At 65.6% G+C, this 23,198-nt stretch carries 29 protein-coding genes and 1 pseudogene; 14 read left to right on the top strand and 16 right to left on the bottom strand.

Annotated features, from left to right (window positions below; all coding sequences use genetic code 11):
- Window positions 1-176 precede the first annotated feature (176 nt).
- On the top strand, window positions 177-959 hold the full coding sequence (locus JZ792_RS00325; RefSeq protein ID WP_216905484.1) for a hypothetical protein: 783 nt from the start codon (window positions 177-179) through the stop codon (window positions 957-959).
- Window positions 960-1,162: 203 nt separating this feature from the next.
- Here the strand turns inward: JZ792_RS00325 and JZ792_RS00320 are convergent, their stop codons facing one another.
- The gene (locus JZ792_RS00320) at window positions 1,163-1,675 is read right to left on the bottom strand and encodes a nitroreductase/quinone reductase family protein (RefSeq protein WP_216905482.1); all 513 of its coding nucleotides are present in this window, start codon (window positions 1,673-1,675) and stop codon (window positions 1,163-1,165) included.
- Between the two features lie 220 nt (window positions 1,676-1,895).
- On the opposite strand from JZ792_RS00320, the gene JZ792_RS00315 reads away from it, so the two are divergent.
- A complete protein-coding gene (locus tag JZ792_RS00315; RefSeq protein WP_216905480.1) occupies window positions 1,896-2,621 on the top strand; it encodes a Type 1 glutamine amidotransferase-like domain-containing protein in 726 nt (241 codons plus the stop codon).
- Between the two features lie 278 nt (window positions 2,622-2,899).
- A complete protein-coding gene (locus JZ792_RS00310) occupies window positions 2,900-3,397 on the top strand; it encodes a hypothetical protein (protein ID WP_216905478.1) in 498 nt (165 codons plus the stop codon).
- Between the two features lie 151 nt (window positions 3,398-3,548).
- Here JZ792_RS00310 and JZ792_RS00305 read toward each other — a convergent pair whose 3' ends face one another.
- Window positions 3,549-3,980: a hypothetical protein gene (locus JZ792_RS00305; protein WP_216905476.1), complete on the bottom strand. Its 432-nt coding sequence runs from the start codon at window positions 3,978-3,980 to the stop codon at window positions 3,549-3,551.
- A 50-nt stretch (window positions 3,981-4,030) separates the two neighbouring features.
- On the opposite strand from JZ792_RS00305, the gene JZ792_RS00300 reads away from it, so the two are divergent.
- From JZ792_RS00300 to JZ792_RS41680, 4 genes and pseudogenes are all read left to right on the top strand, one after another.
- Window positions 4,031-4,180: a hypothetical protein gene (locus JZ792_RS00300; RefSeq protein ID WP_216906209.1), complete on the top strand. Its 150-nt coding sequence runs from the start codon at window positions 4,031-4,033 to the stop codon at window positions 4,178-4,180.
- A pseudogene (locus JZ792_RS41690) lies at window positions 4,123-4,671 on the top strand (class I SAM-dependent methyltransferase); the annotation flags it as partial. The gene JZ792_RS00300 and the pseudogene JZ792_RS41690, both read left to right, overlap by 58 nt.
- Window positions 4,672-4,819: 148 nt before the next feature.
- Window positions 4,820-5,047, top strand: a complete 228-nt coding sequence (locus JZ792_RS41685; protein WP_254189170.1) for a hypothetical protein — start codon at window positions 4,820-4,822, stop codon at window positions 5,045-5,047.
- Window positions 5,044-5,364, top strand: coding sequence for an MFS transporter (locus JZ792_RS41680; RefSeq protein WP_254189169.1), 321 nt, complete (start codon window positions 5,044-5,046; stop codon window positions 5,362-5,364). Before JZ792_RS41685 ends, JZ792_RS41680 begins: the two co-directional genes overlap by 4 nt.
- Before the next feature lie 44 nt (window positions 5,365-5,408).
- On the opposite strand, the gene JZ792_RS00290 is transcribed toward JZ792_RS41680, so the two are convergent.
- Window positions 5,409-6,173: an alpha/beta hydrolase family protein gene (locus JZ792_RS00290; protein WP_308165078.1), complete on the bottom strand. Its 765-nt coding sequence runs from the start codon at window positions 6,171-6,173 to the stop codon at window positions 5,409-5,411.
- Between the two features lie 117 nt (window positions 6,174-6,290).
- Here JZ792_RS00290 and JZ792_RS00285 point away from each other — a divergent pair, with 117 nt between their 5' ends.
- Window positions 6,291-6,695, top strand: coding sequence for a helix-turn-helix domain-containing protein (locus JZ792_RS00285; RefSeq protein ID WP_216905469.1), 405 nt, complete (start codon window positions 6,291-6,293; stop codon window positions 6,693-6,695).
- Window positions 6,696-6,750: 55 nt separating this feature from the next.
- Here JZ792_RS00285 and JZ792_RS00280 read toward each other — a convergent pair whose 3' ends face one another.
- Together JZ792_RS00280 and JZ792_RS00275 are read right to left on the bottom strand one after the other, a co-directional pair.
- The gene (locus JZ792_RS00280; protein WP_216905467.1) at window positions 6,751-7,113 is read right to left on the bottom strand and encodes a VOC family protein; all 363 of its coding nucleotides are present in this window, start codon (window positions 7,111-7,113) and stop codon (window positions 6,751-6,753) included.
- Between the two features lie 122 nt (window positions 7,114-7,235).
- Window positions 7,236-7,949: a sensor domain-containing protein gene (locus tag JZ792_RS00275; protein WP_216905466.1), complete on the bottom strand. Its 714-nt coding sequence runs from the start codon at window positions 7,947-7,949 to the stop codon at window positions 7,236-7,238.
- A 674-nt stretch (window positions 7,950-8,623) separates the two neighbouring features.
- Here JZ792_RS00275 and JZ792_RS41675 point away from each other — a divergent pair.
- The gene (locus JZ792_RS41675) at window positions 8,624-8,776 is read left to right on the top strand and encodes a hypothetical protein (protein ID WP_254189067.1); all 153 of its coding nucleotides are present in this window, start codon (window positions 8,624-8,626) and stop codon (window positions 8,774-8,776) included.
- A 20-nt stretch (window positions 8,777-8,796) separates the two neighbouring features.
- On the top strand, window positions 8,797-9,294 hold the full coding sequence (locus JZ792_RS41670) for a PadR family transcriptional regulator (protein ID WP_256461325.1): 498 nt from the start codon (window positions 8,797-8,799) through the stop codon (window positions 9,292-9,294).
- Between the two features lie 477 nt (window positions 9,295-9,771).
- Here JZ792_RS41670 and JZ792_RS00265 read toward each other — a convergent pair whose 3' ends face one another.
- The gene (locus JZ792_RS00265; protein WP_254189065.1) at window positions 9,772-10,491 is read right to left on the bottom strand and encodes a bleomycin resistance protein; all 720 of its coding nucleotides are present in this window, start codon (window positions 10,489-10,491) and stop codon (window positions 9,772-9,774) included.
- Between the two features lie 304 nt (window positions 10,492-10,795).
- Here JZ792_RS00265 and JZ792_RS00260 point away from each other — a divergent pair, with 304 nt between their 5' ends.
- Entirely contained in the window at window positions 10,796-11,518 is a 723-nt protein-coding gene (locus tag JZ792_RS00260; RefSeq protein ID WP_216905464.1) for a GNAT family N-acetyltransferase, read from the top strand.
- Window positions 11,519-11,676: 158 nt separating this feature from the next.
- Here JZ792_RS00260 and JZ792_RS00255 read toward each other — a convergent pair whose 3' ends face one another.
- The 8 genes from JZ792_RS00255 to JZ792_RS00220 all read right to left on the bottom strand — a co-directional run bounded on the left by JZ792_RS00255 (window position 11,677) and on the right by JZ792_RS00220 (window position 18,637).
- Window positions 11,677-12,306: a LysE family translocator gene (locus JZ792_RS00255; RefSeq protein ID WP_216905463.1), complete on the bottom strand. Its 630-nt coding sequence runs from the start codon at window positions 12,304-12,306 to the stop codon at window positions 11,677-11,679.
- A 276-nt stretch (window positions 12,307-12,582) separates the two neighbouring features.
- Window positions 12,583-13,233, bottom strand: coding sequence for an alpha/beta hydrolase family protein (locus tag JZ792_RS00250; RefSeq protein ID WP_216905462.1), 651 nt, complete (start codon window positions 13,231-13,233; stop codon window positions 12,583-12,585).
- Between the two features lie 411 nt (window positions 13,234-13,644).
- Window positions 13,645-14,421: an aldolase gene (locus JZ792_RS00245; protein ID WP_216905461.1), complete on the bottom strand. Its 777-nt coding sequence runs from the start codon at window positions 14,419-14,421 to the stop codon at window positions 13,645-13,647.
- A gap of 15 nt (window positions 14,422-14,436) precedes the next feature.
- Window positions 14,437-15,357, bottom strand: a complete 921-nt coding sequence (locus JZ792_RS00240) for an NAD(P)-dependent oxidoreductase (RefSeq protein WP_216905460.1) — start codon at window positions 15,355-15,357, stop codon at window positions 14,437-14,439.
- The gene (locus JZ792_RS00235; protein ID WP_216905458.1) at window positions 15,354-15,998 is read right to left on the bottom strand and encodes a TIM barrel protein; all 645 of its coding nucleotides are present in this window, start codon (window positions 15,996-15,998) and stop codon (window positions 15,354-15,356) included. Before JZ792_RS00235 ends, JZ792_RS00240 begins: the two co-directional genes overlap by 4 nt.
- Entirely contained in the window at window positions 15,985-16,821 is an 837-nt protein-coding gene (locus JZ792_RS00230) for a fumarylacetoacetate hydrolase family protein (RefSeq protein WP_216905456.1), read from the bottom strand. The genes JZ792_RS00235 and JZ792_RS00230 overlap by 14 nt, the downstream gene beginning before the upstream one ends.
- Window positions 16,822-16,835: 14 nt before the next feature.
- Entirely contained in the window at window positions 16,836-17,789 is a 954-nt protein-coding gene (locus JZ792_RS00225; RefSeq protein ID WP_216905454.1) for a quinone oxidoreductase family protein, read from the bottom strand.
- Window positions 17,786-18,637: an alpha/beta fold hydrolase gene (locus JZ792_RS00220; RefSeq protein WP_216905452.1), complete on the bottom strand. Its 852-nt coding sequence runs from the start codon at window positions 18,635-18,637 to the stop codon at window positions 17,786-17,788. Before JZ792_RS00220 ends, JZ792_RS00225 begins: the two co-directional genes overlap by 4 nt.
- Before the next feature lie 98 nt (window positions 18,638-18,735).
- On the opposite strand from JZ792_RS00220, the gene JZ792_RS00215 reads away from it, so the two are divergent.
- Both JZ792_RS00215 and JZ792_RS00210 read left to right on the top strand, forming a co-directional pair.
- Entirely contained in the window at window positions 18,736-19,383 is a 648-nt protein-coding gene (locus JZ792_RS00215) for a TetR/AcrR family transcriptional regulator (protein ID WP_308165077.1), read from the top strand.
- Between the two features lie 443 nt (window positions 19,384-19,826).
- Window positions 19,827-20,861 carry an alpha/beta hydrolase gene (locus tag JZ792_RS00210; RefSeq protein WP_254189064.1) on the top strand — a complete coding sequence of 345 codons (1,035 nt, stop codon included), beginning with the start codon at window positions 19,827-19,829 and terminating at the stop codon, window positions 20,859-20,861.
- 406 nt (window positions 20,862-21,267) lie between these two features.
- Here JZ792_RS00210 and JZ792_RS00205 read toward each other — a convergent pair whose 3' ends face one another.
- Window positions 21,268-21,522, bottom strand: coding sequence for an IPT/TIG domain-containing protein (locus tag JZ792_RS00205; protein ID WP_216905450.1), 255 nt, complete (start codon window positions 21,520-21,522; stop codon window positions 21,268-21,270).
- Window positions 21,523-21,956: 434 nt separating this feature from the next.
- Here JZ792_RS00205 and JZ792_RS00200 point away from each other — a divergent pair, with 434 nt between their 5' ends.
- Window positions 21,957-22,421: a winged helix-turn-helix transcriptional regulator gene (locus tag JZ792_RS00200; RefSeq protein ID WP_216906069.1), complete on the top strand. Its 465-nt coding sequence runs from the start codon at window positions 21,957-21,959 to the stop codon at window positions 22,419-22,421.
- Window positions 22,422-22,484: 63 nt separating this feature from the next.
- Here the strand turns inward: JZ792_RS00200 and JZ792_RS00195 are convergent, their stop codons facing one another.
- Window positions 22,485-23,045: a TetR family transcriptional regulator gene (locus JZ792_RS00195; RefSeq protein WP_216905448.1), complete on the bottom strand. Its 561-nt coding sequence runs from the start codon at window positions 23,043-23,045 to the stop codon at window positions 22,485-22,487.
- Window positions 23,046-23,198 lie beyond the last annotated feature (153 nt).

Genomic DNA, 23,198 nt, shown 5'->3' with positions numbered 1-23,198 from the left:
GGACCTCGAGCAGACCTCGAGCCGATCCAAACGACCTGCGGCTACCCGTGCTGACCCGGGCTACGGCAGGTTCTGTGAGGTGCGGTTCCACTCCGGCAGGTCCGCCCGATGACGGTGGGCTGCTCTATTCTGAGCCGAACGCGCGCCGGGACGGGCGGTGCCGGAGGGGGAGAACAGTGGCGTATCAGCAGTATCCGGGGACCTACGGTCCGTATCCCGGTGGCAATTCGGCCCCGGCGCCCAGCGGTGCCACCGCGATCATCGCGGGCGTGTCGGCGTGTCTCGGTGTGCTGGGCAATCTCGGCGGCGCGGTGGTTCTTCTCGTGATCGGCGTCGCCCGTGGCGGTGTGGAATTCGCGGGAATCGATCTGCTCGACCTACTCCGCTATCGCGGCTACTACACCTTCCCCTCCGTGGTCGCCGTGGCTGTCGGGGTCGGCCACATCATCACCGCGATCGTTCTCGCCGTCGGCGCGATCATGTTGTTCAATCGCAAGGCGTCGGGCCGCGCGCTGGTCGTCGCGGGCTGCGCGGGGACGATCCTGTGGAGGATCGTCGGCGTGATCGGAATAGTGCGCATTATCGGCCCCGAAGAGGTCGGCCCCGTACTCGGCGGAGAAGGCGCACTGGTGTCGGTGATCTTCCCGATCGCGACGATGGTTCTGGCCCTGGTGCCCGCGACGTCCAAATGGTTGGCCTACCGACCGTCGTCTGCGCGCCCCGGCTATCCGCCGCCCGGTCGACCCCAGCCCGGATTCGCGCCACCGTACAACCCGCATTTCGGTACGCCGCAGTTCGGTACGCCGCAGCCCGGCTATCCGCAGCAGCCCTACAGCGGCCAGGCCGCTCCCGTCTATGGCCCGCCGTCCGGCGTGCCGCAACCCGCCCCGGCCTATCCGTCGGCGCCAGATCCGCTGGCCAAATCCCCGGAAAGCTGGCGACAACAGGGTGGTTGGTGATGTCGCAATCGCGTCGCGAGGAATTTCCGGTCGGACGGAACAGGTGACCTGCGCCTAACCAAGCCGGAGTAGTGGCCACCGATGCCGACGGCAGATTTAGGCAGTTCCTGCTCCACGATCAGTTCGACCTCTTCATCGGTCGGATTCGACAACAGATGCGTGGTCGGTGTCGACAGGCCGTGTCCGGAGGTTCCCGGTAGCGTTCAGCCCTCGCTGTCGAGGGTCAGCACGACCAGTGGAATCGGCCGGTCGACCTTGGACTGGAAATCCGCCAGCAGCGGGTTGTCGGCCAGCACCCACGCCGCGAACTCGTGGTAGTCCTCGGCTTCGAGCACCGTACCGGTCGCCCGGTAGGTCTTGTCGCGGAGTTCGATGGTGACCTGCGGATTCGCCTTGATGTTGTACCACCAGGCGGGGTACTTGTCCTCGATGAACGAGCTCACGTACATGGTGTCGTCCCGGTACAGGGGGCCCAGCGGAGTCGTGTGCCGCTTGCCGCTCTTGGCTCCGATGGTGGTGAGCAGGATGAGGTCCCCGCCCGCGTAAGCGCCACCCACCTTGCCCGAGTTCTCCCGGAACTCCTTGATCACATCATCATTCCAATCGGCGATGCCGCCGTCTTGGTCCCACGCCTGGTTCCACGGCGCGTCCGGATCGTTGTAGTCGGTGATGTCGGCCTGATCCAGCTGTCCCGCAGTCGATTCCGTTTGGCTCATGATTCGAGTATGCGGAGGAGATAGGACAGTTGACGTCCTAACTGCACCGAGATCTCGAGGCAATTCGCAAGCCAACCCCCCGTCGCGTCAGCCGGCCCAAAGCCGGCGAGATCGATGATGTCGTCGAGCTCTGCCGCTTCGGCGCTGACCAGGACTTTCGCCGCTGACCGCCGATGTATTCGGTTGTCCCGGGCAAGACGGGCGTATTACGTTCGCATGTATGTCTGCCGACGCACCGACCATTCTGGCCACCAGCGGAGGAATTGGTGCCGGACAACGCACCCGATTCACGTTCACCCCTTTGACGGACTTCGCCGTGGAACTGTCGGGAGTTTCGGGTCGGGCGCCGCGGATATGTCTGCTCGCAACGGCGATGGGTGACGACAAGGCTGTGCTGCATTACCTGACCGAGGCGGCGCAGAGCCGTGGATTCGTGGCGTCGCACGTGTCGTTGTTCCCGATGCCCTCGGTCGAAGACATCACCGCTCACCTGTTGGAACAAGACGTGGTGTGGGTGTTCGGTGGCAGCGTCGCGGGCCTGCTGGCGATGTGGCGTTTGCACGGGGTCGACCGCGCGCTGCGGACGGTGTGGCAGGCCGGTGTGGTGTTGACGGGAATCTCCGCCGGGTCGATCTGTTGGCACGCGGGCGGAACCACCGATTCGTTCGGTCCTCGACTGGAACCGGTCACCAACGGACTGGCTTTCGTGCCGTACGCCAACGGCGTGCATTACGACTCCGAAGCCCAGCGCCGCCCCTTGCTGCACGAACTCGTCGGCGCTGGCGTGATACCAGCGGCGTACGCTACCGATGACGGCGCCGGATTGCTGTATCGCGGAACCGACTTCATCGAAGCGGTCGCCGAAAACGCAGATGCCGGGGCATATTTCGTCGAGGCCCATGACCGCACCGCGATGGAGACGGCTCTCGACGTTCGACGGCTCTGACAACGACAGCGATCTGCTCGTCGATATCGTGGCGGATTTCCCGCACTGTTCCGGGAAACCCGGATAGACATCGACGAATCCATTCATAGGTCGATGTATAGATTCCCACGCGATTTCATCAGTGAATCTCGAAGGTCAACCACCGACTCGTCCGCTTATCCAACCGTCGATGTACGGCGATAGCCCGCCGATGCGTTCAGCACGGCGAAGTCCGCAGTGGTTCGCCGTCAGGGGGCTTTCGCGCGGAACGTAGCAGTACCACGTAATACGCTGGCGGGGTGTACGTTCCATGCTCGGTCTTCCGGCGGACTCCACTGGAACGCGCCGATCAGCAGCTCGCGTGGGATCGGGCCGATCAGTGGTTCTTCGCGGCCGGCGCCTGCCACATCCTGGCGTACGCGTTTCTCGAGGCCCATCCCGAGGGGTGGACCGCAGTAGGTCTGTGGCCCGAGGACCGGCCCGACCCGTCTCACGTGTACGTGACCGACGGCACCTGGGCGTTCGATTCTTGCGGTTGGACACTCGAAGCCGAACTGATCGAGGTGTCGCGGGCAGCCGAGCCCCACGCCGACTATCGGCCGCGGCCGCTGCACATGGATCTCGACGAGCTCTGCGCCCGCCACTGGCACAGAACCCGCGCCGAGTTCGCCCACGACCCATGGCCCCGAGCCCACCACTACCTGACACACTTCGCCGATCCACGCCCGACGCCGCCGGTTCGGCTGTGTGAGTTCGGCCGGGGTGGTGGCCCGTTCCGATCGCCGAGAGCGCGATGACGCCGCACGCGGTCGGACCGACTGTGGAGGCGTTCACGCCGACCGCGTAGACGGCCGCTCGCCGGGACAGGGTTGGGACACGACCGCGAGATCGCGGGCGCCGATTTGCTCGTGCCCCGCGTCCGGCTGGTGTGCTCCGCCTGGATCAGTCTTACCGAGGTGCGAGGCCGTGTCGCCTCGCGCGGTACAGCTGCACGAACATGGACACGCCGGTGATCAGGAGCACAGCCAGGGGAATCAGTGGCAGGTAGGAGACCCAGACGATGGGGTCGGCGGGGGCGAGGGCAATGAAGGTGGCCAGGATCGTGAGAACGAAGACGATCCCCGACCAGCGGTGCACCTGTCCGAGAAGCGAAACGGGTTGGTCTTCGGCGCCCTCGCTCTTTCGGCGGCGCACGGTCGAATAGGTGATCGCGAGCAGGGCGATCCCGGAGAACAGAAGCAAGGCCAGCGGGGCCAGCGGTAGGTAGGAGAACCACTCCGGCCCTCCCGCCGCCAACGCGACGACGGTGACGGCGATACTCGCCACGAAGACGACAGCGATCCAGCGGTGGATCTGCCGGGTCGGCTTGCTCCAGGTCATCGAGATCTCCTCTGTGTGTTTTGTGCGGCCCGTGCGCGGTGGGACACCGGATGAGCCTCGGTGTCGATGACGCTAGTGACGACCTGGCGACCAGCGCTTCTCGATTCCTGACCGTTGCGGTCACCGGAGACCACAAGGTCGGATGGCGCGTCGCGGCCTACGGCCGCCCCGGCTCGGCCGTACAGAACTCGATGCCCTAGCGATCAGGGTGTCGTCCGACGACCCGGAACGCTTGATCGTCACCAACCGCATCGGCGGCATCATGGACTCGCGCAACGTCAACCGGCGATGGAGCCGAAGGAGAAACCGTGTCCCTTCGAGGAGCGGCCGATTGGAAATCGGCTGCGGCACCGGCAACCTCGCGATCCGAGGCCATCGAGCCGATCCGCACGTCGATTTCGTCGGATCCGATCCCGATCCTCTCGCACTGACCCGTGCGGAACGAAAAATACGGGGTGAGAACAACATCAGGTTCGAACTCGCCTACGCGCAGAACCTGCCCTACGCGGACGGTCGCTTCGACCACGTGCTGTCATCCATGATGCTGCACCACCTCGAGCCCGAGGATCGAGCCGCGACCATCGCGGAGGTCTACCGGGTACTCGCACCCGGGGGCAGCTTCCACATCGCCGACATCATGGGAGGTGACCACGGCGCGATCGGTAAGGTCATGCGTTTTCGTCCGCACCATGACGCCGAGCCCACAGACGAGATCCCCGCGCTGCTGCGAGAGACGGGATTCGAGGTCATCCGGTTCCCGCGCTCCCGAACAGGCTCATCGGCCGGGTCGGCCTGCTCCGCGCACGGCGTCGTTCCGTCCTGCCGACGCGAACATTATCGTGAGAGTCGGCGCACTGTGGCTGGTGATCCGTACCGTCCCCGAGAGCCCCGACCACGCCGCCCTCGACGACGCGGGCCAATTGCTGGGCTTGATCCCCCTCGGTGGACTCACCTATGCGCTCAACATCGCCTCGTTCGCACTCGGATTCGGTACCAGCGCGGTCTTTGTCCTGCTCGCGCTCTACCTCCGGGACGCACAAGGATTTCGGCGCTTGCCACAGGCGTGATCCTGTTGCCCCTGGCCGCCGCAATCGTCTTCATCGCGCCGACCATCGTCCTCGGACTCGGCATGGGCGGCTCGATCGCGCCCACCCAGATCGCCGGCATCATGTCCCTGCCCCGCAAACGGTCTGGCTTGGCCTCCGGCCGCATTCTCACCACGCGCCAGAGCGGCACCACCATGGGAATTGCGGTGCTCGGCCTCATCATCGCCCACCACGTGGGCCCCGATCCCGACGCCAGCGGCTTTGCCACCGGATTCGTCGACGGATTCCGTGTCGTGTGCGGCGTCGCGGGTGTCGTCACCTCGCCGTCGCAGCGATAATGCTGATCAAAGCACACCAACCACAACCACTTTGAGGATATCCCCTAGGGTGCATCCGCGAGGTGGCGTCGGAACCACACGGTCAGGCCCGCGTCCACCTCGCGAGCCATCGGCAACTGCGACGCAGGCTCGATGCCGGGCTCGTCGGCGAGCGGGTGCGCCAACCCGGGGATCGACAGTAGTTCGGCCCCTTCCCCCACAGCGTCCACAAGGCGCAACGCGTCGGCACGCAGCGCCGGATGATCCAGCTCGCCGCTGACGACCAGTAACGACGCACGCGCGGCGATGACATCCGCCTTGGGTATGCAGTCCAGGCTATCGACGATCTTCTCGGTCTCGGCGTCATACGGGTACTCGCCAGGGAACAGGTCGACGACGGATCGCATCCGGATGGCGGCGTTCACGACGGCGCCGGCGAAGACCGGAATCTGGGTATCGGTAAGGACTCGCAGCGCGACGGCCCCGCCCAGTGAGCCGCCGAGCACGCCGATCGGGCCGTCGTCGACCGGCAACTGTGCACGGATCGATTCCAGCGCGGCGGGGAACTCCTCGGTCGCCTGTCGGACGAACGGGTACAGATACAACATCAGGGGGTCCTTGCCGGCCAGCTCCACGATGGCGTCGGTCCTGCCCTCGACCATGCGTGCCCCGCACATCGGCATGCCGAGGTGCACCCGCCACGCGGGCAGGTCGTTCATCGGCAACGCGGCGGCGAACGCGGCATCCGACCTCGGCGCATCCAGCATGTGCCAGGTGACAATCAGCGGAGCGGCGCCGCCGCCCGACGGCGGTAGCGCGGTGAACGGCACACCAGCGGCCGTGCCGGTGATCGGTGAGTGCATGCGGCCACGGTAAGAGCTGCGGCCCGACACTGGGATCGGTTACGCCACAAGCGAAACCTATTCGGTAGGCGACGGCTTACTCGCGTGGCGGGGCGGTTCCTGTTCCATGTGATCGCCGCGATGGACGAGATGACCACCGACCTGATCAGTGACGGCACCCTGGAAGGGCTCGAATCCGCCCGTGGCCGGGTCGGCGGGCAGCCAGCGGCCTTGTCCACATTGCAGGCGCTCGAGGCGCGTCAGATGTACGACGAGACAGACGAACACGGCAAACGCCGCTACACCGTCGTCCAGATCGCCGAGGCCTTCGGTGTGTCACGCAAACTATCTGCCGTCACCTCGACCGCTCAGCGTGCACCGCGGGCCTGCTGTACCGGTCGGCGGCGGAACGGGAGGGCCGCGGGGTGTTGCCCGCTATGGCTCTATCCGCGTATCACGATCCGGTTGATCGGTGAATCTCGTCACCGCTCCCAGTGCGGAAGGTGTTGATATCCGCGAATTTCGACACCACCGAACTGGTTGCGGTGGCAAGATCCTCCCGCTATCAGTCGACGACCAGGCAGAACGGATGACCGGCCGGATCCAGCAGCACCCGCCACCGGTCGCCGCCCGGCTGGTGGTCCGGCCTGACCGCGCCGAACCCCAACGCCAACTTCTCCGCCGCGTCGAGGTCCTCGACCCTGAGGTCCAGGTGCAACTGCTGCGGCACGTCCTGACCGGGCCACCGCGGCGCCCGGTATCGGTCGACCTGTTGGAAGCCCAGGTCACAACCCGAACCATCGGTCAGGGCAACGAACTCATCAGCCTCATAGCCGAGCCGCAAGCCTGTCAGCTCTTGATAGAACCGAGCCAGAGCCCGGGGATCGGCACAGTCCAGAGTCACGCCTCGCAACGTGGCGATCGGCATCGACCACTCCTCAGTCATCCATGTTCGCGGGCCGCGCGGCGGCCGCGCAGGTAAGTCATCCAACCGCACGGTCGCGCACTGCCGCCGCTGCCACGGCTGGCTGCTCTCTTCGCGGGCCGACCCTATTCGATATCGCGGCCTGAGCACGATCCACACGAACGCAGCGCGGATGCCTCCATCGAGACGGCCGCCGCCCCGCTGGTGCTCAGATCCCGCATGTGCTGCTGCGTGGCGACGAGCCGGGTGAGCAGGGCCTGCGCGACGGTGGCCTGCAAGGCGGCGCTGCCGCGCTGGACGATATACACCGTGAGCAGCGCTACGACACCGACGATCGTGTAGACGACCGTCCGGTTGTGGGCGGTATCCGCGCCCATGATCGTCTCGATGAAGAGGTCGCGGTTCTCGCCTTGGGGAAGGAACCCGCCCCAGAACCAGTACGTCAAGCCACCCAACGTCATTGCCCACCAGACGATCGGCAGCACGAACGTGATGATCGCAATCGGCAGGTTGACAATGACGTACAGCAGATCCAGCCAGCTCTGCCCCTGCCGGATCGGTGCGGTGACCCGCCGCCACCCTCCCATCCCCTCGGATGCCTGGGCGTACCGAGGTCGTGGTGTCGCCTTGCCCGTCAACTGCTGAAGGCGTACGCGCTCGATATCGGCAAAGCCGCGAGCGAGCAGCAACGTCAGTGTGAGCAGCGGAATCCCGATGAAGATCATCGCCGTGCCGATGCTCACCGCGACGAGATGCACGACAAAGCTGAAACCGACCACTGCGAGGGGCAGGCCCAAGAACGTGTATGCGAAATCGAGGCCCAAGCGCCGCAGAATCATGCACACGACGCTAGGACCGCGCACAGCCGGAGAGCATCCAGCCTCGGTAGGGGATCGGGATGCCCCCGAGGAGGGATGACAACAGTGTCGGCCTCGAATAGCGCATGGAGTGCATGCATGCGCACCACCTGCCATGGCCATCCCTCACGAGCCGAGTTCCCTTGAACACCATCGACATTGCCGAACGACATGCCCACCACCAAGTCCGAGTCCGGCGTCAATGGTGCGCGCTGTCGGCCGATCCGCGACCTTGAACCGTCGACTTATCCGGCGGTAGCGGTTCATCATCGGTCAGCTGGCCCCGTATCGTGCCGCAGGAGACCGGGCGAAACTGACTCGTGACCGCCTGTCGCCCTCAATGGTTGACTTGCTCGTGCTGTGTCCGCCATCTGGTCACCGCTCGCGGTCTGACTCGACAGCGGAGCGACGTCACGGTGCTGTGAGGGGTTTCGAAAACCGCTCCGCACCAAAAGCCCTAGGTAACGGCCCTGCCGAAGCTGGCCGAGTTTCGTGAGAAGGCTGTGCGCCTGGCTCTCGAGCGTCTTGATGAGTACGGAACTCCGCACGCTTCCGCCCACGCTTTTCGCGCCGTGGGTCGATGTCCATTTCGAAACCCTGTCAAGACGGCATTAGGGCCCACCCTGACTCCGGTCGACCGCAAAACGGTGGCAACCATGATCGCGCACGAGCACGGACCCGACCTGGCCGCGGCCCAGCTCGGTCACGCCGGCAACGCGGTGACCCGCGCGCACTACATCGACCAACCCACGCTCGCGCCGGACTTCACGGCCATCCTGGACCGGTCGGTGGCCGAAAGCGTTCCGTAAACGTTACTCGGGGTGCGGATCTGGAGTCCTGGGGTGCACATGAATGGTCCACCGCCACATCGGGTTCGATCTATCACGCGCTCAAGAGCATGGCCGACCAGGAAATGCTGACAGCCTACGAAACCAACCCCGCCGAGCCCGCGCGGCCGCCCCGGATCGAGTACGAGCTGACAGACAATGGCGAGCAGGAATACACCGCCCTGCTGCGCCGGGCACTGAGCGACCGTGACCCGAGCCTCGAGGTGTTGGGTGCCGCCCTCGGCCTGATCGAGGATCTGTCCCGCCAGGACGCTCTGCAGATGCTGCATGTGCGTGCCCGCGCTATGCGCCGATGGCACGCCGGCATCACCGAACACCTACCCCCCGACACCGACCTGGACAGCTGGGGACCAATCGGCGAGCTCATCTCACTGTGGTTGTCCACCGCCGACACCGGAGCCCAATGGACTCAGCGACTGATCCGCCGACTGGAAAACGGTGACTTCACCATGGCCGACGAAATCCCCCTCCCAGACTGACCAATGAGTCGCCGCCCCCACCCTCCGCGGTATCCGGCCGGAACTGCCCGCCGGGATCGACACCGTCATCGTCACAGCCTGGCCAAAGACCCCAACGACCGTTACCCCACCTGCGTTGCCCTCGCCGATGCTGCCCTCCACACTCTCTATCCTGCGGCCACGACACCAGTAGCGGCACACTTCAATCCGTCACCTCGCACAAAACCTGCCGAAGTCCTAGCACCGGCTGCCCCTACGGATCAGGCGTACGAACCGGTGCAATCACCAAACGCCTCCGGCTACGCGACAGCCGAATCGGCATCGACGGCTGATCAGTGCAGCCATCGCAGTCGCCGTGCTCGCCATCGGAACTGGGGCCGGGGCCGTACTGCTCCAGCCCCGAACCGACGACGCAACTACATCGGATCTGATAGCCATGCGCGCGTCCACGCCTGCGCAGTGCGCCCAAGACCAGCAGCCGTACCGGCTTCACTGAGCTCAATTCGCCTGCGAACGAAGTCCCAGCCCTGCTTTGAGTTCCGCGGCCCGCCGCAGGTCATCTGCCAGATCCGGCCCGCTGACCCGCACTGCCTCGGCGCGGTCGAGTAGTTCCCGGGCCAGGTCGGACTCACCTCGACGGACCGCCACATCGGCCCGCAGCACCAGCAGCTTCACGAGTTGGACCGGGGTCGGTTGCTCATCGGTCCGGTGCAGTGCCCGGTCCAGGACCTTCACCGCCAGTTCCAGGTCCTGCTTGGAATCGGCGAACAGCGACCCCATGTGGATCGCCCGGTCGAATATCCCCCGCGGCAACGGCCGGTGTCGCTGATCCTCGCTGATCGGCTGGGCGATCTGGAGCGTGTTGCCCCCCGGATCGGTGACCAGGAACTGTCGGACCCCGTAACTCATGTCCTTCAACGCACCCACCCGCGGAATCCCCTGGGTGGGCACCGACCCGAAGGACTCCCGCAGCCCGGCGGTGAAGACCGCGTACAGGTAGTCCACGTCATCGGTGTTCACCACACAACCATGCGCAGAAGACATCGGATCGAACTCCCTGTCGCCGTAAAAATTCAGCTCGATACCCCCACGCTTCACGGTCAAGAACTGGTACGGCGAGGTCTGGCGGAACGTGATCTCGAAACCCAACGCGGTGTAGAAGTCGGCCACCGGCTCGATCGAGCGGGCCATCAGCCCGGGAATCGTCGTCTCAGTCATGGCATCCGACGGTAGAGAGCAGCCCCCCTCCACGCATATGAAGGTGAGATGCCCGACTTTCCCTGGTCACCAGCCGGGAAAATCTATCTGAGGTGCGGCCGACACGCCTGTTCAGCGCGATCGATCACCCGAACAGCCACCGGCACGCCCACGCTCGAACACCCACACGGACCACAGACCTGGCCGCCGATTTCCTGCCCTTATCGGAGGCCAGAACTCGCAACTGCAGCGAGATCATCACCTATACGCCTTTCCTTGCTGGGGTGTGGTGGCAAGGAGAGGCCCGGATGAGCAGAATGCGGCCATGGGAACGAATCCGGTGCTGGCAAGAGTCCACGCTCTGTGGGAAGGGCTGGCCGCAGTGCCGGTTTCGTTCTCCTCGCCCGAACCCGTGGATGTGGCGATCTCGCCCGCAGCGATGATCTGTCCGCAAGGTTGGGTCGGCATCGTCGTGTTGCAGGGGCGGGCGATCATGACCGCGCCCGACTCGGAGACGGCAGCGGCGCTCCGCGGTGCGGTCACAGAGTTGTCGGTCGAGGATCTCGTCGACCCCGAGGTGCTCGGCACAGTGCTGCCCCTGGCGGGAGTGCTGGGTCCGGCAACACTGGCCTACGTCGACGAGTTCGATTTCCGGGCGGCCGTGTCGGGTTCGGTGTCAGTCGATCGACTACCCGCTGACCATCCCGATCTACGTCGGCTCGAAAATGTTGCGGGCGAGCAGGAATCGACGGAAAGCGGGCTCGGCGAGCTCACGTCTCCTGCCTTCACCGTCCAGGGCCGTGACGGTGTGGTCGCTGCCGCCGGATACCGCACCTGGCCGAGCCGGACCGCGCACATGAGTGTGCTGACAGCACCCGAGAACCGTGGTCAGGGATTAGCGCGACTGACCGGTTCCGCGGCGGTGGCACATGCCCTGGAGGCAGGACTGCTTCCGCAGTGGCGGGCCCGCGCTCCCCAATCCAGACGAGTCGCGATCGCCCTGGGCTTCCAGGAACTCGGTTCTCAACTCAGCGTCAGACCGAGTTGAGCACTCCGCCGACCATATGGAAGATCGGTCCAGCGGGTGACTGCTCGCGCTGCGTCGAGAAATCGTTAGCGGACAACGGGCGATCTGATGCGAGCACAGACGCTGGACCGGGTCCGGCGGCCGTCTATCCCTATATGCCAGTGTTCGGGTGCAAGGCGTTATCGGTGACTGGTGGCCAGTTTCAGGCCGAACCCGACCAGAACCGTTCCTGTCACGGTGTCCATCGCGCGCCGCACGGTATCGCGGCTCAACCACGTCCGCGCCAGACCCGCGGCGGTGATGATCGCGGTGAACCACACCATGCCCTCGACGTTGTGCACGACCGCCAGCGCGCAACCCATCAGCAGGGGCGGCACACCATCGGGTAGGAACTGCGGCAGCATAGCCACATAGAACACACCGACTTTTGGATTGAGTAGGTTGGTGCCCAGCCCACGCGCCCAGGCCCCGAACAAGCCTCGCGATGAATTGTCTACCACGCCTCCGGGAATCACCCCCCGACGCCGGAGTCCGTCACGGACCATCCCGATACCCATCCACACCAGATAGATCGCGCCCGCGATCCGCAATACCGCGTAGGCGAGTTCCGACGCGGTCAACAGCACTGAGACACCCGCCGCAGCGGCCACGCCCCAGATCAGGGTGCCGCTTCCGATCCCGACAGCGGTGGCGAATGCGTAACGGCGGCTATTACTCACCGCAGCCCGCAGCACGAGCGCAGTGTCCAAGCCGGGAACGAGGGTAAGCAAACCGGCTACGACGGCGAAGGACAGCAAAGCGTGCAACATGCGCGCAGCGTATACGCGCTACCGGCCGGTGCCCGTGCCACTTAAGCGCTGCAAGAACAGCGCCATCTACGGCTGCGAGTCACACAGTCGCTAGGTCTCTCGGCCGGCCGTCCCGCCGCGTGGTAGGCACCTGCTGGTGCCTGTGTCGGGCTCGGTAGGGATGGTCGAGACTTCCGGAGGTTGTTCCTGCAGCGGGTATTCGGATAGAGGGCGATCGTCCTCGGCAACGGGTTTCTGCACCCATACCTCCCGCTGTGACGGGACCGCGTCCGACTATCAGGGTGCTGTCGCAAAGGTGATGGTCGCTTCGGTCAGTTCGGTGAGAAATCCGTGGTGGTCGAAGGCGGGGTCCTCGTGAGTGCCCGGAGGGGGTGTATGCATGAAACTGAAATGCCCAGCGTCGGGTACCACGCGCAGATCGACCGGGGCCGGTGCGGTCTTCAGGTGGGTGGCCTGCGCGACCGGCGTGACGGTGTCGAGTGCCCCGGCGTAGACGAGCATCGGAGCGGTCACCGCGTCCAGGGCGCCGGGCACGGCGAACCACCCGGCCGCGGGGGCATAGAGCACCAGACGGCCGACGCGGGGTTCGCGTGGCACCTTCATGGGCTCACCGTCTCGCCCGTAGGGTGTCGCCCCTGCCAGACACAACGCGGCCCATCCTCCGATCGAGTGACCGATCGCCGTGACCTCGGCCTCGGGGGACGCTTCACGCTCGAGGGCATCGATGAGATCACGCAGGCGCGAGACCAGCTCGACGGTGGACGGTTGTGGGGTGTCGAACCGTCGGAAACATGGCGCGATGACGCGACATCCGTTGTCCGCCAGCGCCTCCAGTAGCGGCAGGTGGCGGCGCGGATCGCCACCGGCTCCAGCGACGAACACAACGACGCGTGTGGACAGCGCCGGACCGAGGGTCAGTACGTCCATCTGTCATTCCGTTCCAAAACTTGGGTCGAAGCGGATTCCGTTTCGACCGGTCCCGGTGAGGGGATTCTCGGGAAATGTTCTCCGGGGTCGTTCGGGTGGGTGCGAGCCCAGTGTTCTGCGGCCGACTCGGTGCGGCATTCCGTGCAGCTCGGTCACATCGGTGAACCTATCGCGCGTGCCCAGTTCAGCTCCAGCATCGACATTCCAGTCCGGGCAATCCACGGCCGACAAGACCGCTTGTACGACTGCGCCCAAACCATCGCGCTCCAGCGCTGCCGGCTGTCGGGATCCCGCAGCGGCCAGGTATGCCACCGGGGTCGGGCAGCTGCGGTAGCCGTCGATGCCGATGGCGTGGATGAACCCGATACGTGTTCCGCCAGTGCCCACGACATCTCGCGTCCACTCATGTGCCTATCGCAAGATATCCCGGGCGAGTGCGCGCGCCAGGGCGTCGTAGTGCGCCAGGGCGTAGTGTTCCGAAGCTGCGTGCGCGCGGGCGTCCTGTCCGAGATCTGCGGGCACTTCACATACGGTTCCGGCAGACATCGCCAGCAGTTGAAGCCGCGCGGCATGCTCGAACACGGTCGCCAGGTAGGCGGCTTCCTCCACGCTCCGCCCGGTCGTCAACAGCCCGTGATGGGCCAGCAGGATCGCTCGCTTGTCACCGAGCGCTTCGAGGATGATGCGGCCTTCTTCGTCGCCGTAGGGCACGCCGGGCCAGGATGGCAGCCAACCGACATCGTCGTAGAGGGGCATCACGTCCATCTGCTGGATGGTGAGCGGCTTTCCCAGCATGGACAGGGCGGCGGAGTGCTTGGCATGGGTGTGCACGATGGCGGCGACGTCGGGGCGGTGGGCATAGATCCAGCCATGGAAGCGGTTGGCGAGATTGACCGGTCCGCGGCCTTCGATGAGCTCGAGTTGGAAGGTAACGCGGTTCTGATCGTCGGCGGCGGCCTCGTCGAGGGTCAGACCCAGCGACTGCGTCCAGAACGTGTCGGGTGCGCTGTCGTGGCGCGCGGTGATCTGCCCGGCCAACCCGGCGCCGTGACCGTGGCGTGCGAGTACGCGGCATGCGCGGGCGACACGTTCGGCCGGTGATCCCGTCGGTTTGGGCACGGCGTCGACAGTCGCCGCGAGGTCGGTGTAGTGCTTCTGCTTGCCTGCGATGAGGGCGGGGGTGTCCATGACGGCCTCTCTGCTCTACTGTCTGGCGGGGAATTTCGGGTTGCGGGTGCTGTCGTCGGGTCGATCGCAGGTGGTCGGTGTGGGCCCGGCTGCGATCAGCGCGGCAATCGCGGAGTGGTCGAGTTCGCCGAGGCCGTCTCGTTGAGCGGCACGGAAGAGATTGAGGAGATGGTCGGTGGTGGGTGACCAGCTGCCGACTTCACCGGCTCGTCGGGAGGCGAGCGCGAGGTCCTTGGCGTGCAGGTCGAGCCGAAAGGTCGGCGGGAAGTCGCGTTCGAGAAGGTTGGCCGTCTTGGCGTCGAGCAGTCGGCTGCCGGCCAAGCCGGTGCTGAGCACTTCGAGAGTTACCGAGGGGTCGATACCGCCGGCCTGTACGAGGGCGACCGCGTCCGCGAGGCCTGCCAGTGTTGCCGCGACGACGATTTGATTGGCGGCCTTGACGGTTTGGCCTGCTCCGGACGGGCCAACGTGGGTGATGGTCGCGCTGAATGTCTGTAGGACTGGCAGAGCCTTTGCCAGCGCGTCGCGGGATCCGCCGACCATCGTTGTCAGCCGTCCCGCTTCGGCGCCGGCGACGCCACCGCTGACCGGGGTGTCGAGGTACTCCACCGCGTGCGTGCGTACGGTCGCGGCCAGCCGAATCGCCAGTTCGGCGCTGATGGTGCTGGTGTCGAGCCAGATGGCGCCAGGGCGGGCGGCGGCGAGAATCTGGTCGGTGACCTGGCATACGGCGGTGTCGTCGGCCAGCGAGGTGAGGACGACGTCGGCGCCTTCGACAGCGGCTTCGATGGTGCCCACAATGGGAATGCCTCTGCGCCACAACGCCTCTGCGGGACCGGGTGAGCGATTCCACGCCGCCGCCAACAGTCCCGCGTGATGAATGTGAGGCGCGATGGCACTGCCCATTGCGCCCAGTCCGAGCAATGCGACCCTCATCGGCGCGCACCGTCCCATGCCCGGGTCAGCGCGGAGGGGAGGTGGGGTCCGCGTGCCAGTCCGGTCGGATGGTATTCGAGGCCGATGTAGCCGCGATAGTCGGTGGCGCGCAGGGCGAGACCGAGCGCGCCGAAGTCCAGTGCGCCCGTGCCCGGTTCGTGACGGCCGGGGTGGTCGGCGATTTGAAGATGGGCGAGGCGCCCTCCTGCGGCGCGCACTGCGCTGGCGGGGTCGTGGCCGGAGCGAGCCAGGTGGGCGAAGCGGTTCTCCGCCGCGACTCGTCCGGCACGATCACTGTGGCGGAGGTTGCCGTAGAGCATGGTGACGACCGGGCTTCGCAGCGCGGTGACCGTGGCGGCGAGTGCTTCGAAGTGTCGTTCGATCACCGACTCGGGCAGCACGCTGGTTCCGAGGCCACGTTCGTCGGCGGCGCCACTGTACCCGGTGAGGCAGACCAGGTGGAGTCCGTTCCGGCGCGAGTGATCGATGAAGTCTTGCAGTCGTCGGTCGGTGGGGTCGGGCCTGGGATGTGGCCACCACGTTTCGTAGGCGGTGAAGCCGTCCGCGGCGGCGGCACGCATCGCGTCGTCGGTCGCGCGGTCCGGATAGAGCAGCGTGAGTGAGGCGTCAATGCGCGGCATCGGACCCGACCACCGGATTCTCGAGCTCGCCCAGGCCCTCGATCGCGATACGGACGCGGTCACCGGGTCGGAGCCAGCGTGGAGGTGTGAGGGACAGGCCCACGCCTTCGGGAGTGCCGGTGGCGATCACGTCACCGGGCTCGAGTGTGCAGGCTACCGATGCGTAGGCGATCTGCTCCGCGATCGAGAACAGCATGTCGCTGGTCGTGCCGTTCTGTCGCAGTTCGTCGTTGACCCAGGTCTTGATAGTCAGCGCCATCGGGTCGTCGACCTCGTCGGCGGTGCTCAGCCACGGTCCCAGCGGGCCGTGGGTGTCGAACGATTTTCCGAACGTCGTGGTTGGTGAGGGCATCTGCCAGTCCCGCACCGAGACGTCGTTGACGATGAGGTAGCCGGCGACGCAGGCCATGGCTTCCCGGGCAGTCACGTGTCGGGCGACCCGCCCTATCACGACCCCGAGTTCGCCTTCGTAGTCGACCATCTGGGATACGGCCGGGACGACCACGTCGTCGCCGGGGCCGCAGACGCAGGTGGTCTGCTTGTTGAAGAAGATCGGATGCTCTGGGTCGGCTGCGCCGACCTCCTTGTTGTGACCTCGAAAGTTCAAGGCCAGCGCCAGGAACTTTCCCGGTCGCGGGATCGGCGCCAAGAGCCAGACCTCACCGAGCGGGATCGGAGTCGAGCCGGTTGCCGGCACCGCGTGGAGGGCGGCGGCGGCGCCGATAGGACTGTCGCCGATATCGAGGGGCTGGATGGTTCGGTCGTCGGTGAGTCGTCCGAGTGCGATGTGTCCGCTGGAGTCGCTGTAGCGGAGGATGCGCATGGCGAGTTGTCCCTTCAGTATTGGTCCGACTGCGTCAGCGTCAGGACCGTTTTGCTGCCTCGGGGGTTGCGTTGGGCTTGCCAGGCATGCTCGACCGAGGCGAGGGTGTGGACCTCGACAGGCAGTCGGAGTCGGCCGGTGACCGCCAGTGCGGTGGCCTCTCGGTAGCTGTCGCGTACGTCGTCGAGTCCGAGTTGGGTCATGCTGAAGCCGAGCAACGATCCTCGGCGCCGCCGCAGGACACCTGCGTCGATGGGCGTGGTGGCGCCCGCGGCGGACCCGACGCTCATGTAGCGGCCGCCGGTGGCGAGATGGGCCATGGCCGGCGCCGCGTAGGCTCCCCACAGCGAATCGATGACCACGTCGACCGGTCCTCCGACGGTGGTGTGCCAGCCGTCGCGACCGAGATCGACGGTGGCGTCGGCGCCGACCGTGCTCAATGCGGCCGAGTCACGGCCCGCGGCGATGATCCTTCCCGCGTCGAACGCGCGCGCGATCTGGATCGTGGCGCGCCCGACGGCTCCTGTCGCGCCGAGCACCAGGACGGTGTCGCCCGCTCGCAGGTCTGTCCGCCGCAAGACCTCCAGCGCGGTGATGGAGACCATTCCCAGGGCGGCGGCGGTGATGTCGTCGAGGCCCTCGGACACCGGGGCGCAGGCTTGCCACGGCACCCGAATGAACTCCGCGAGAGTGCCCGGACCGAACCCTCCCGCACCGTGTACACGGACGCGACTGCCGAGCAGGTCGGCGGGGCCGTCCACGACGACGCCGACGCCCTCGACGCCTGGGATGTAGGGAGTGAGCGGTGTTCCGTGTGGGTGTGCGCCGGAGGCGACGTCGATGTCGAACGGGTTGAGGGCGGCGGCACCGAGTCGGACGAGGACTTCGCCGGGTCCGGGTGTACCGGGATGTGGGCTGTCGGCGGGTACCGGTGACCGGCCGATCTCGGTGATGACCGCGCTTCTCATTGCTCGCCACCGTCGCCGAGGTCGAGCCGTGCGTGGCGATGTCCGGTCGGTGAGGCGTGGGCCTCGGCGATGAAAGGGCCCACGATCGAGAGCCAGGTCGATGGATCGGAGGTGAAGGGGACGTGGCCGGTGTCCATCTCGACCCAGGCCGAATGCGGTATCGCGGAGTGAATGGCCTTGCCCCACTCGACTTTGAGGCTCTTGTCGAGCATGCCCCAGGTGATCAGGGTGGGGGCGGTGATGGCGGCGCCTCGTCGGCGGAGATCCTGGCGGGGGTCGTTGAAGCTGGCCCACAGATTCGCGGCGGTGCGCGCGCCCTCGCGGGTCTGCGAGCGGGCGATCACCTGCTCGACGATCAGTTCGTCGTGCGCGCTGCGCGGCTGCATGTAGCGAGGAACGCTGTGCCGGAAAGCTGTTCGCACCGCCCAGGGTCGGCCCTGCAGACTACAGAAAGCCTTGACGAATGGCGTGGTGGGTACGAATCCCGAGCCCTGCGCGATGACCAGACCGGCGACGAGTTCGGGGTGCGTCAGGGCCAGATTGCAGGCGGCGTAACCACCGACGGAGTTACCGACGACCACCACGTGATGCAGTCCGAGGGCTAGAACGAACTCGGCCAGGACTTCGCCGTAGAGCACCGCCCCTTCACGCAAGGGCGCGATCGGTGACGGGGACTCGCCGTGACCCGGCCAGTCCAGCGCGATCACCCGGTTGGTCGGGGTCAGCGCGGCGACGACGGCGTCGTAGTCGGTGCGGTCGTGCAACGTGGCGTGTAGCAGCACGACGACCGGCCCGGTGCCGTCGTCGCTGTAGGACACCGGTCCCCTGGAGAGGCTGATTGTTGGCATATCATTCCTTTCACTGACCGACCGGTCGGTCATGCTGAAGATAGGAGGTCGTTCGGTTTTCCGCAAGGCCGTCTTACGAGAGAGGATGGAGGTCGCCGGTGACTACGCCGCCGCTCGGCCATCGGGTCGATCAATCCAGATCAGAAAGGGGCGACGTGTCCGTCTCGCCATCGCCGGTCGGCAATACACGCCAGGCCGCCAAGGCCCGCACGCGAGCCTCGCTGCTCGATGCCGGCTATACGCTGGCCGAGACGACCGGCTTGGACGGCCTGAGCATCAACGTGCTGGTCGACGCCGCGGGCGTCTCGAAGGGGACTTTCTTCCACCACTTCGGCGATCGCACCAGCTATTTGGTAGCGCTGCACCGCAACTTCCACGACGAACTCTTCGACAGAGTTCAGCGCGCCGTCACCGCAGTCCCACCCGGACGCGATCGCCTGGCCGAGGTGTCACGAACCTATTTGGACGGATGCCTACGCCACCGCGGCGTGCGAGCGCTCATTCTCGAGGCGCGCGCCCTGCTACCGATTCAGGAGGAGATCATCCGACGCAACCAGAGCAACGTCGAGTTCCTCACGCCCGACTTCGTCGCGATGGGATGGACGCGACCCCGTGCCGCCGCCCGGCTGTGGATTGCCGCAAACGCCGAGTGCGCATTGGTAGAACTCGAAGACAGGCAGGCCGATCCCGATACTCGAGCCGCAGTTCTCGACCTCCTCGGCGACACCGGCAGCCACACCGACTAACCCCCGGCAGCCCATGAAACGCACGGGATAGCCGAAACCTATTGCAGTGAAAAATATTTGATGGTCTCGGCGAATCGCATCACGCCGGTCCCGACACCGAGCCGACGGCGAAGGGGCGGAAATCCTTCCGACTCGCGCCTTGACCGACCGGTCGGTCACACCTATTCTCAGGACGTGCTTCCACCTCCCCCGACAGCATCATCCCTCGGCGGCACTCCCGATCCCCATCGACACCGACTCGGTTCGCGTGCCACCCACCGGATAGGCGGGCCGGAAAAGGCCACGGGACCGTCCACGTTCGTGGCGAGGCGTCAGTTCGGGGCGTGACCCCGCCAACCGATCGAGCGCCCTCGGCCAATCTGTTCGTCTCTCACCGCGGCGCACCGCCGAGACCATCATGAACCCTCCCCGGCGGCAGCACATCCGAGGTCCGACTATTCGAAATGGCTTACACACATATGCGTTTCAGGAAAGATCCCGCGCAGCAAGCCGACCGCGCCCCCGGAACCGTCCGGTGGCGACGGCGTCGATGGAACTGCGCCATCGCCGTACTGGCGATCGTGATCACGGCGACGAGCGCGGCGCAGACCGGGGCCACACCAACCGGCGACATCGCCACCTACGCTCCGGGCTCCTACTCCGAGTTGATGGTTCCCTCCGCGATGGGACCCATCAAGGTCCAGGTCCGTTGGGCCACGCGCGGTGGCAGCGCGGCCCTGTACCTGTTGGACGGGATGCGTGCCCGCGACGATCGCAACGCGTGGTCGTTCGAGACGAACGCCGTGCAGCTGTTCGAGAACGACGACGTCACACTCGTCATGCCGGTCGGTGGCCAATCCAGTTTCTACACCGATTGGCGTGCGCCGAGTAATACCAACGGTCAGAAGACCACCTACAAATGGGACACCTTTCTCACCAGAGAACTTCCCACCTTTCTCTCCGCCCACGGCGTGTCCCCGCGCAACAACGCAATCGTCGGCTTGTCCATGGGCGGGAGCGCCGCACTCACTCTGGCCGCCTACCACCGCGATCAGTTCGTCTTCGCCGGATCGTTCTCCGGCGCACTCGATCTGACCGCACCGGGCATGCGGGAAGCCATCCGAATCGCGATGCTCGACGCCGGAGGTTACAACGTCGACGCGATGGCACTGCCCTGGAGCCCGCAGTGGCTGCGGATGGATCCCTATGTTTTCGCACCACAGCTACGTGGCCTGTCCATGTATATCTCGGCGGCCAGCGGCCTACCGGGCCGGTTCGACCACCCCAGCTCCGCGATCGGCGCATTCAACACAACGACCGCCATGGGGTTGGAAGCACTGTGCCTGGTGACGACCCGCGCCTTCCAGATGCGACTGAACACACTCGGCATTCCCGCACACTACGATTTTCCCGGCACCGGGACACACGGCTGGAAATACTGGGAGGCCCAACTCGCGAACGCTCGGCCCCAGATCCTCCATGCACTGAACACCGAGTGAACCCACGTGCCCATCCTGCCGCGCAACCGGCGGGCCTATGGGAGTCGCGGCGCATCACCGCCGCGCGCAACGCCACCAGCACGCTGTCCTGATTTGGAGTTCGTGGTGTAATCGCAGCCTCAGAATCACGTCTTCGTTGGTTTCACGAGTCCGCAACTGCCGCCGCTGCCACGACTGACTGTCCCACCGAGGTCGGTCGCCGAAGGGGCCGGGCCGACCTGCGCGATCCACGAGCGCGCCGAACTGCGCGCTGCGGCGGCACCGGTGTTGACCTTGTTCGACATCGCGGCATAGCCGCAGGTCGGTCCGCCGCTGACCGCTGCGAGTCACACCCATGCCTGCGACCGCAACACGGGGGCCGTCGGCGGGCAAGTACACACCGACGGCCCGAGCCGCACCCGCGCGGTCAGACGTAGGTAAAGGGCAGTGCGTTGCTGGTGCCGTCCAGCTCTACAGTGACGGTGACGTCCACCGTGCCTGTCCCTGTCGGGGAGATAGCCGTGATCTGGGTGTCGGAGTCGATGGTGAATGTGGTCGCCGCGGTGCCGAACCGCACGGTCAAAGGACCGACATTGTCGAACCCGGATCCGGTGATCACCACAGAGGTGAAAACCGTCGCAGGGCCGGAAGAGGGTGTGAGGGTGGTGAGAACGGCTGCCATGGTTCGACTCCAAGTCGGAGAGAATGAAAGAGTTTGCCTTGCAACAGATGTCGATCTTATTGTGACAGATGTCACATATTCAGTAGACCTCCGGCGACAGCGTTTCGTCAAGAATCCGCAGTCTGTTTGCATGCGGCTTATCCGGTTTCGACCCTGCACCCCGGGGTGTGGCGCATACACCGACCGCCGGGTGAAGCCCGACGCCTCGCCGCGCCGAACCAGCTGTCTCTCAGCGGGTATCAAATGCGGCGGCTCCTGTTCGATCTCGACCAGCAGTTGCGACATCGTCGTCCGGTCGGCGAGACACAGTCGGCTCAACCATGCCGTGCTCGCACTGATCTCAGCCCGCCCCAATCGCGACAAGGTCGACCGACTGATCCGGTGAGTACGCTCTCCTCCTCGGCACGAGGCGCTACACCGATTCGAGCCGACGTATCGAGGGTGTTTCGCAGAAAATGCTCACCCAGACACTGCGCAGCCTCGAATCCGACAGTTTCCTCACCCGCACAACGCATCCGACCATCCCGCCCCGAGCCGAGTACGACCTCACAGACCTGGGCCGGAGCCCGGGAGCCCATATCCGCGCTCCGGCAATGGACAGAAGCCCCTATCGACGGAATCGAATTCACCATCGCGGGCAACTGCTCATCACCCGATACGACCACGACCGCTATCGACCGGACCACACACTCCTGAGAGTTGTTCGTTGCATGGCGGCCGACAATCAGCAAAGGCGCTGTCGCGCGGCAATTCTTCGGAGTCGAGTACCCGACGAAACTCCGGTGTGGCACCGCACTCCACCCGATTCCGTTGCTGACCGTGACGTCATCAGGACCGTGGTGGTATCTCCCTCGGGTGTGGTTCGCGCGAGCGTGCCGCCGCCGGTTACCTCGTCGTAGCCAGAAGCGGAAAACGACGCCGAGGCCGACGAACTTCGCTGCGTGATATCGGACTTCGCGGGTCTATGCGTTACCCGTATCGCGTAGTCCATGTAGGAGTAGCTGCCAGGCTTCGTCGGCAGCCGCGCGGCGCATGGGTTCGGCAGTCTTGGTGAGAAGTGCGGCGATGAGCCCGATCGCCAGCAGGAGGTCACGGGCGGCGGTGCCAGGCCGAAATGTGTGGCTGGTGTCGGTGGCGAGTTTGTCGGCGAGCAATGTGTGTGCGCGTAGCTCGGCTGCCGCATGGGCGGGGGTGCGGTGGTCCGGACGGAGCGTGGAGACGAAGGCGGTGCACTCGACGAGTTGGTCGAGGTAAGCGGTCAGAAGTTCATCGAGGGTGCAGTCGGGTCGTGAGGCGATCTTCTCCAGGTTTCGGATGTCTTCGTCGAATACCGCTTGGGTCAGACTTTCTCGGTCCGGGAAGTGTCGGTAGAAGACCCCGGGACTCACACCTGCGGTTTCATAGATCAACGACAGAGCAACCGAGGCGCCGTGCTGGCTGAAAGCCGTGCGCGCCGAAATCAGGATGGCGGCGCGGTTCTCCGCGGCGGCGGCGGGACCCCTGTTGACGCGACTCACTTTCACACTTATCACGCTACCAACCGGCGGATCACCTCGGTCGATGATCCGACCCTGAGACGCGCATGTCCAACTACTCTTCCCTCCGTTTACTACGCGGGATCGAAATGCTCGGCTGGTCACCGATATCGCGCCCACGCCCGCACTGACGAACCTCGC

Source organism: Nocardia noduli (genome assembly GCF_019038455.1).
GTDB classification, from domain to species: Bacteria; Actinomycetota; Actinomycetes; order Mycobacteriales; family Mycobacteriaceae; genus Nocardia; species Nocardia noduli.
The sequence above is the reverse complement of the archived record's forward strand: the minus strand, read 5'-3'. Positions and strand labels throughout refer to the sequence as shown.

Excerpts from the sequence above, each read along its gene's own strand:
- JZ792_RS00280 (WP_216905467.1), bottom strand. The coding sequence starts at position 7,113 with ATGCCGATCGCCACGTTGCGAGGCGTGACTCTGGACTGTGCCGATCCC.
- JZ792_RS00315 (WP_216905480.1), top strand. The coding sequence starts at position 1,896 with ATGTCTGCCGACGCACCGACCATTCTGGCCACCAGCGGAGGAATTGGT.
- JZ792_RS00235 (WP_216905458.1), bottom strand. The coding sequence starts at position 15,998 with ATGCCGCGCATTGACGCCTCACTCACGCTGCTCTATCCGGACCGCGCG.
- JZ792_RS00225 (WP_216905454.1), bottom strand. The coding sequence starts at position 17,789 with ATGAGAAGCGCGGTCATCACCGAGATCGGCCGGTCACCGGTACCCGCC.
- JZ792_RS00320 (WP_216905482.1), bottom strand. The coding sequence starts at position 1,675 with ATGAGCCAAACGGAATCGACTGCGGGACAGCTGGATCAGGCCGACATC.
- JZ792_RS00230 (WP_216905456.1), bottom strand. The coding sequence starts at position 16,821 with ATGCGCATCCTCCGCTACAGCGACTCCAGCGGACACATCGCACTCGGA.
- JZ792_RS00255 (WP_216905463.1), bottom strand. The coding sequence starts at position 12,306 with ATGTTGCACGCTTTGCTGTCCTTCGCCGTCGTAGCCGGTTTGCTTACC.
- JZ792_RS00205 (WP_216905450.1), bottom strand. The coding sequence starts at position 21,522 with ATGGCAGCCGTTCTCACCACCCTCACACCCTCTTCCGGCCCTGCGACG.
- JZ792_RS00245 (WP_216905461.1), bottom strand. The coding sequence starts at position 14,421 with ATGGACACCCCCGCCCTCATCGCAGGCAAGCAGAAGCACTACACCGAC.
- JZ792_RS00300 (WP_216906209.1), top strand. The coding sequence starts at position 4,031 with ATGAGCCTCGGTGTCGATGACGCTAGTGACGACCTGGCGACCAGCGCT.
- JZ792_RS00240 (WP_216905460.1), bottom strand. The coding sequence starts at position 15,357 with ATGAGGGTCGCATTGCTCGGACTGGGCGCAATGGGCAGTGCCATCGCG.
- JZ792_RS00210 (WP_254189064.1), top strand. The coding sequence starts at position 19,827 with ATGGCTTACACACATATGCGTTTCAGGAAAGATCCCGCGCAGCAAGCC.
- JZ792_RS00220 (WP_216905452.1), bottom strand. The coding sequence starts at position 18,637 with ATGCCAACAATCAGCCTCTCCAGGGGACCGGTGTCCTACAGCGACGAC.
- JZ792_RS41675 (WP_254189067.1), top strand. The coding sequence starts at position 8,624 with ATGATCGCGCACGAGCACGGACCCGACCTGGCCGCGGCCCAGCTCGGT.
- JZ792_RS00305 (WP_216905476.1), bottom strand. The coding sequence starts at position 3,980 with ATGACCTGGAGCAAGCCGACCCGGCAGATCCACCGCTGGATCGCTGTC.
- JZ792_RS00265 (WP_254189065.1), bottom strand. The coding sequence starts at position 10,491 with ATGACTGAGACGACGATTCCCGGGCTGATGGCCCGCTCGATCGAGCCG.
- JZ792_RS00260 (WP_216905464.1), top strand. The coding sequence starts at position 10,796 with ATGGGAACGAATCCGGTGCTGGCAAGAGTCCACGCTCTGTGGGAAGGG.
- JZ792_RS00250 (WP_216905462.1), bottom strand. The coding sequence starts at position 13,233 with ATGGACGTACTGACCCTCGGTCCGGCGCTGTCCACACGCGTCGTTGTG.
- JZ792_RS00275 (WP_216905466.1), bottom strand. The coding sequence starts at position 7,949 with ATGATTCTGCGGCGCTTGGGCCTCGATTTCGCATACACGTTCTTGGGC.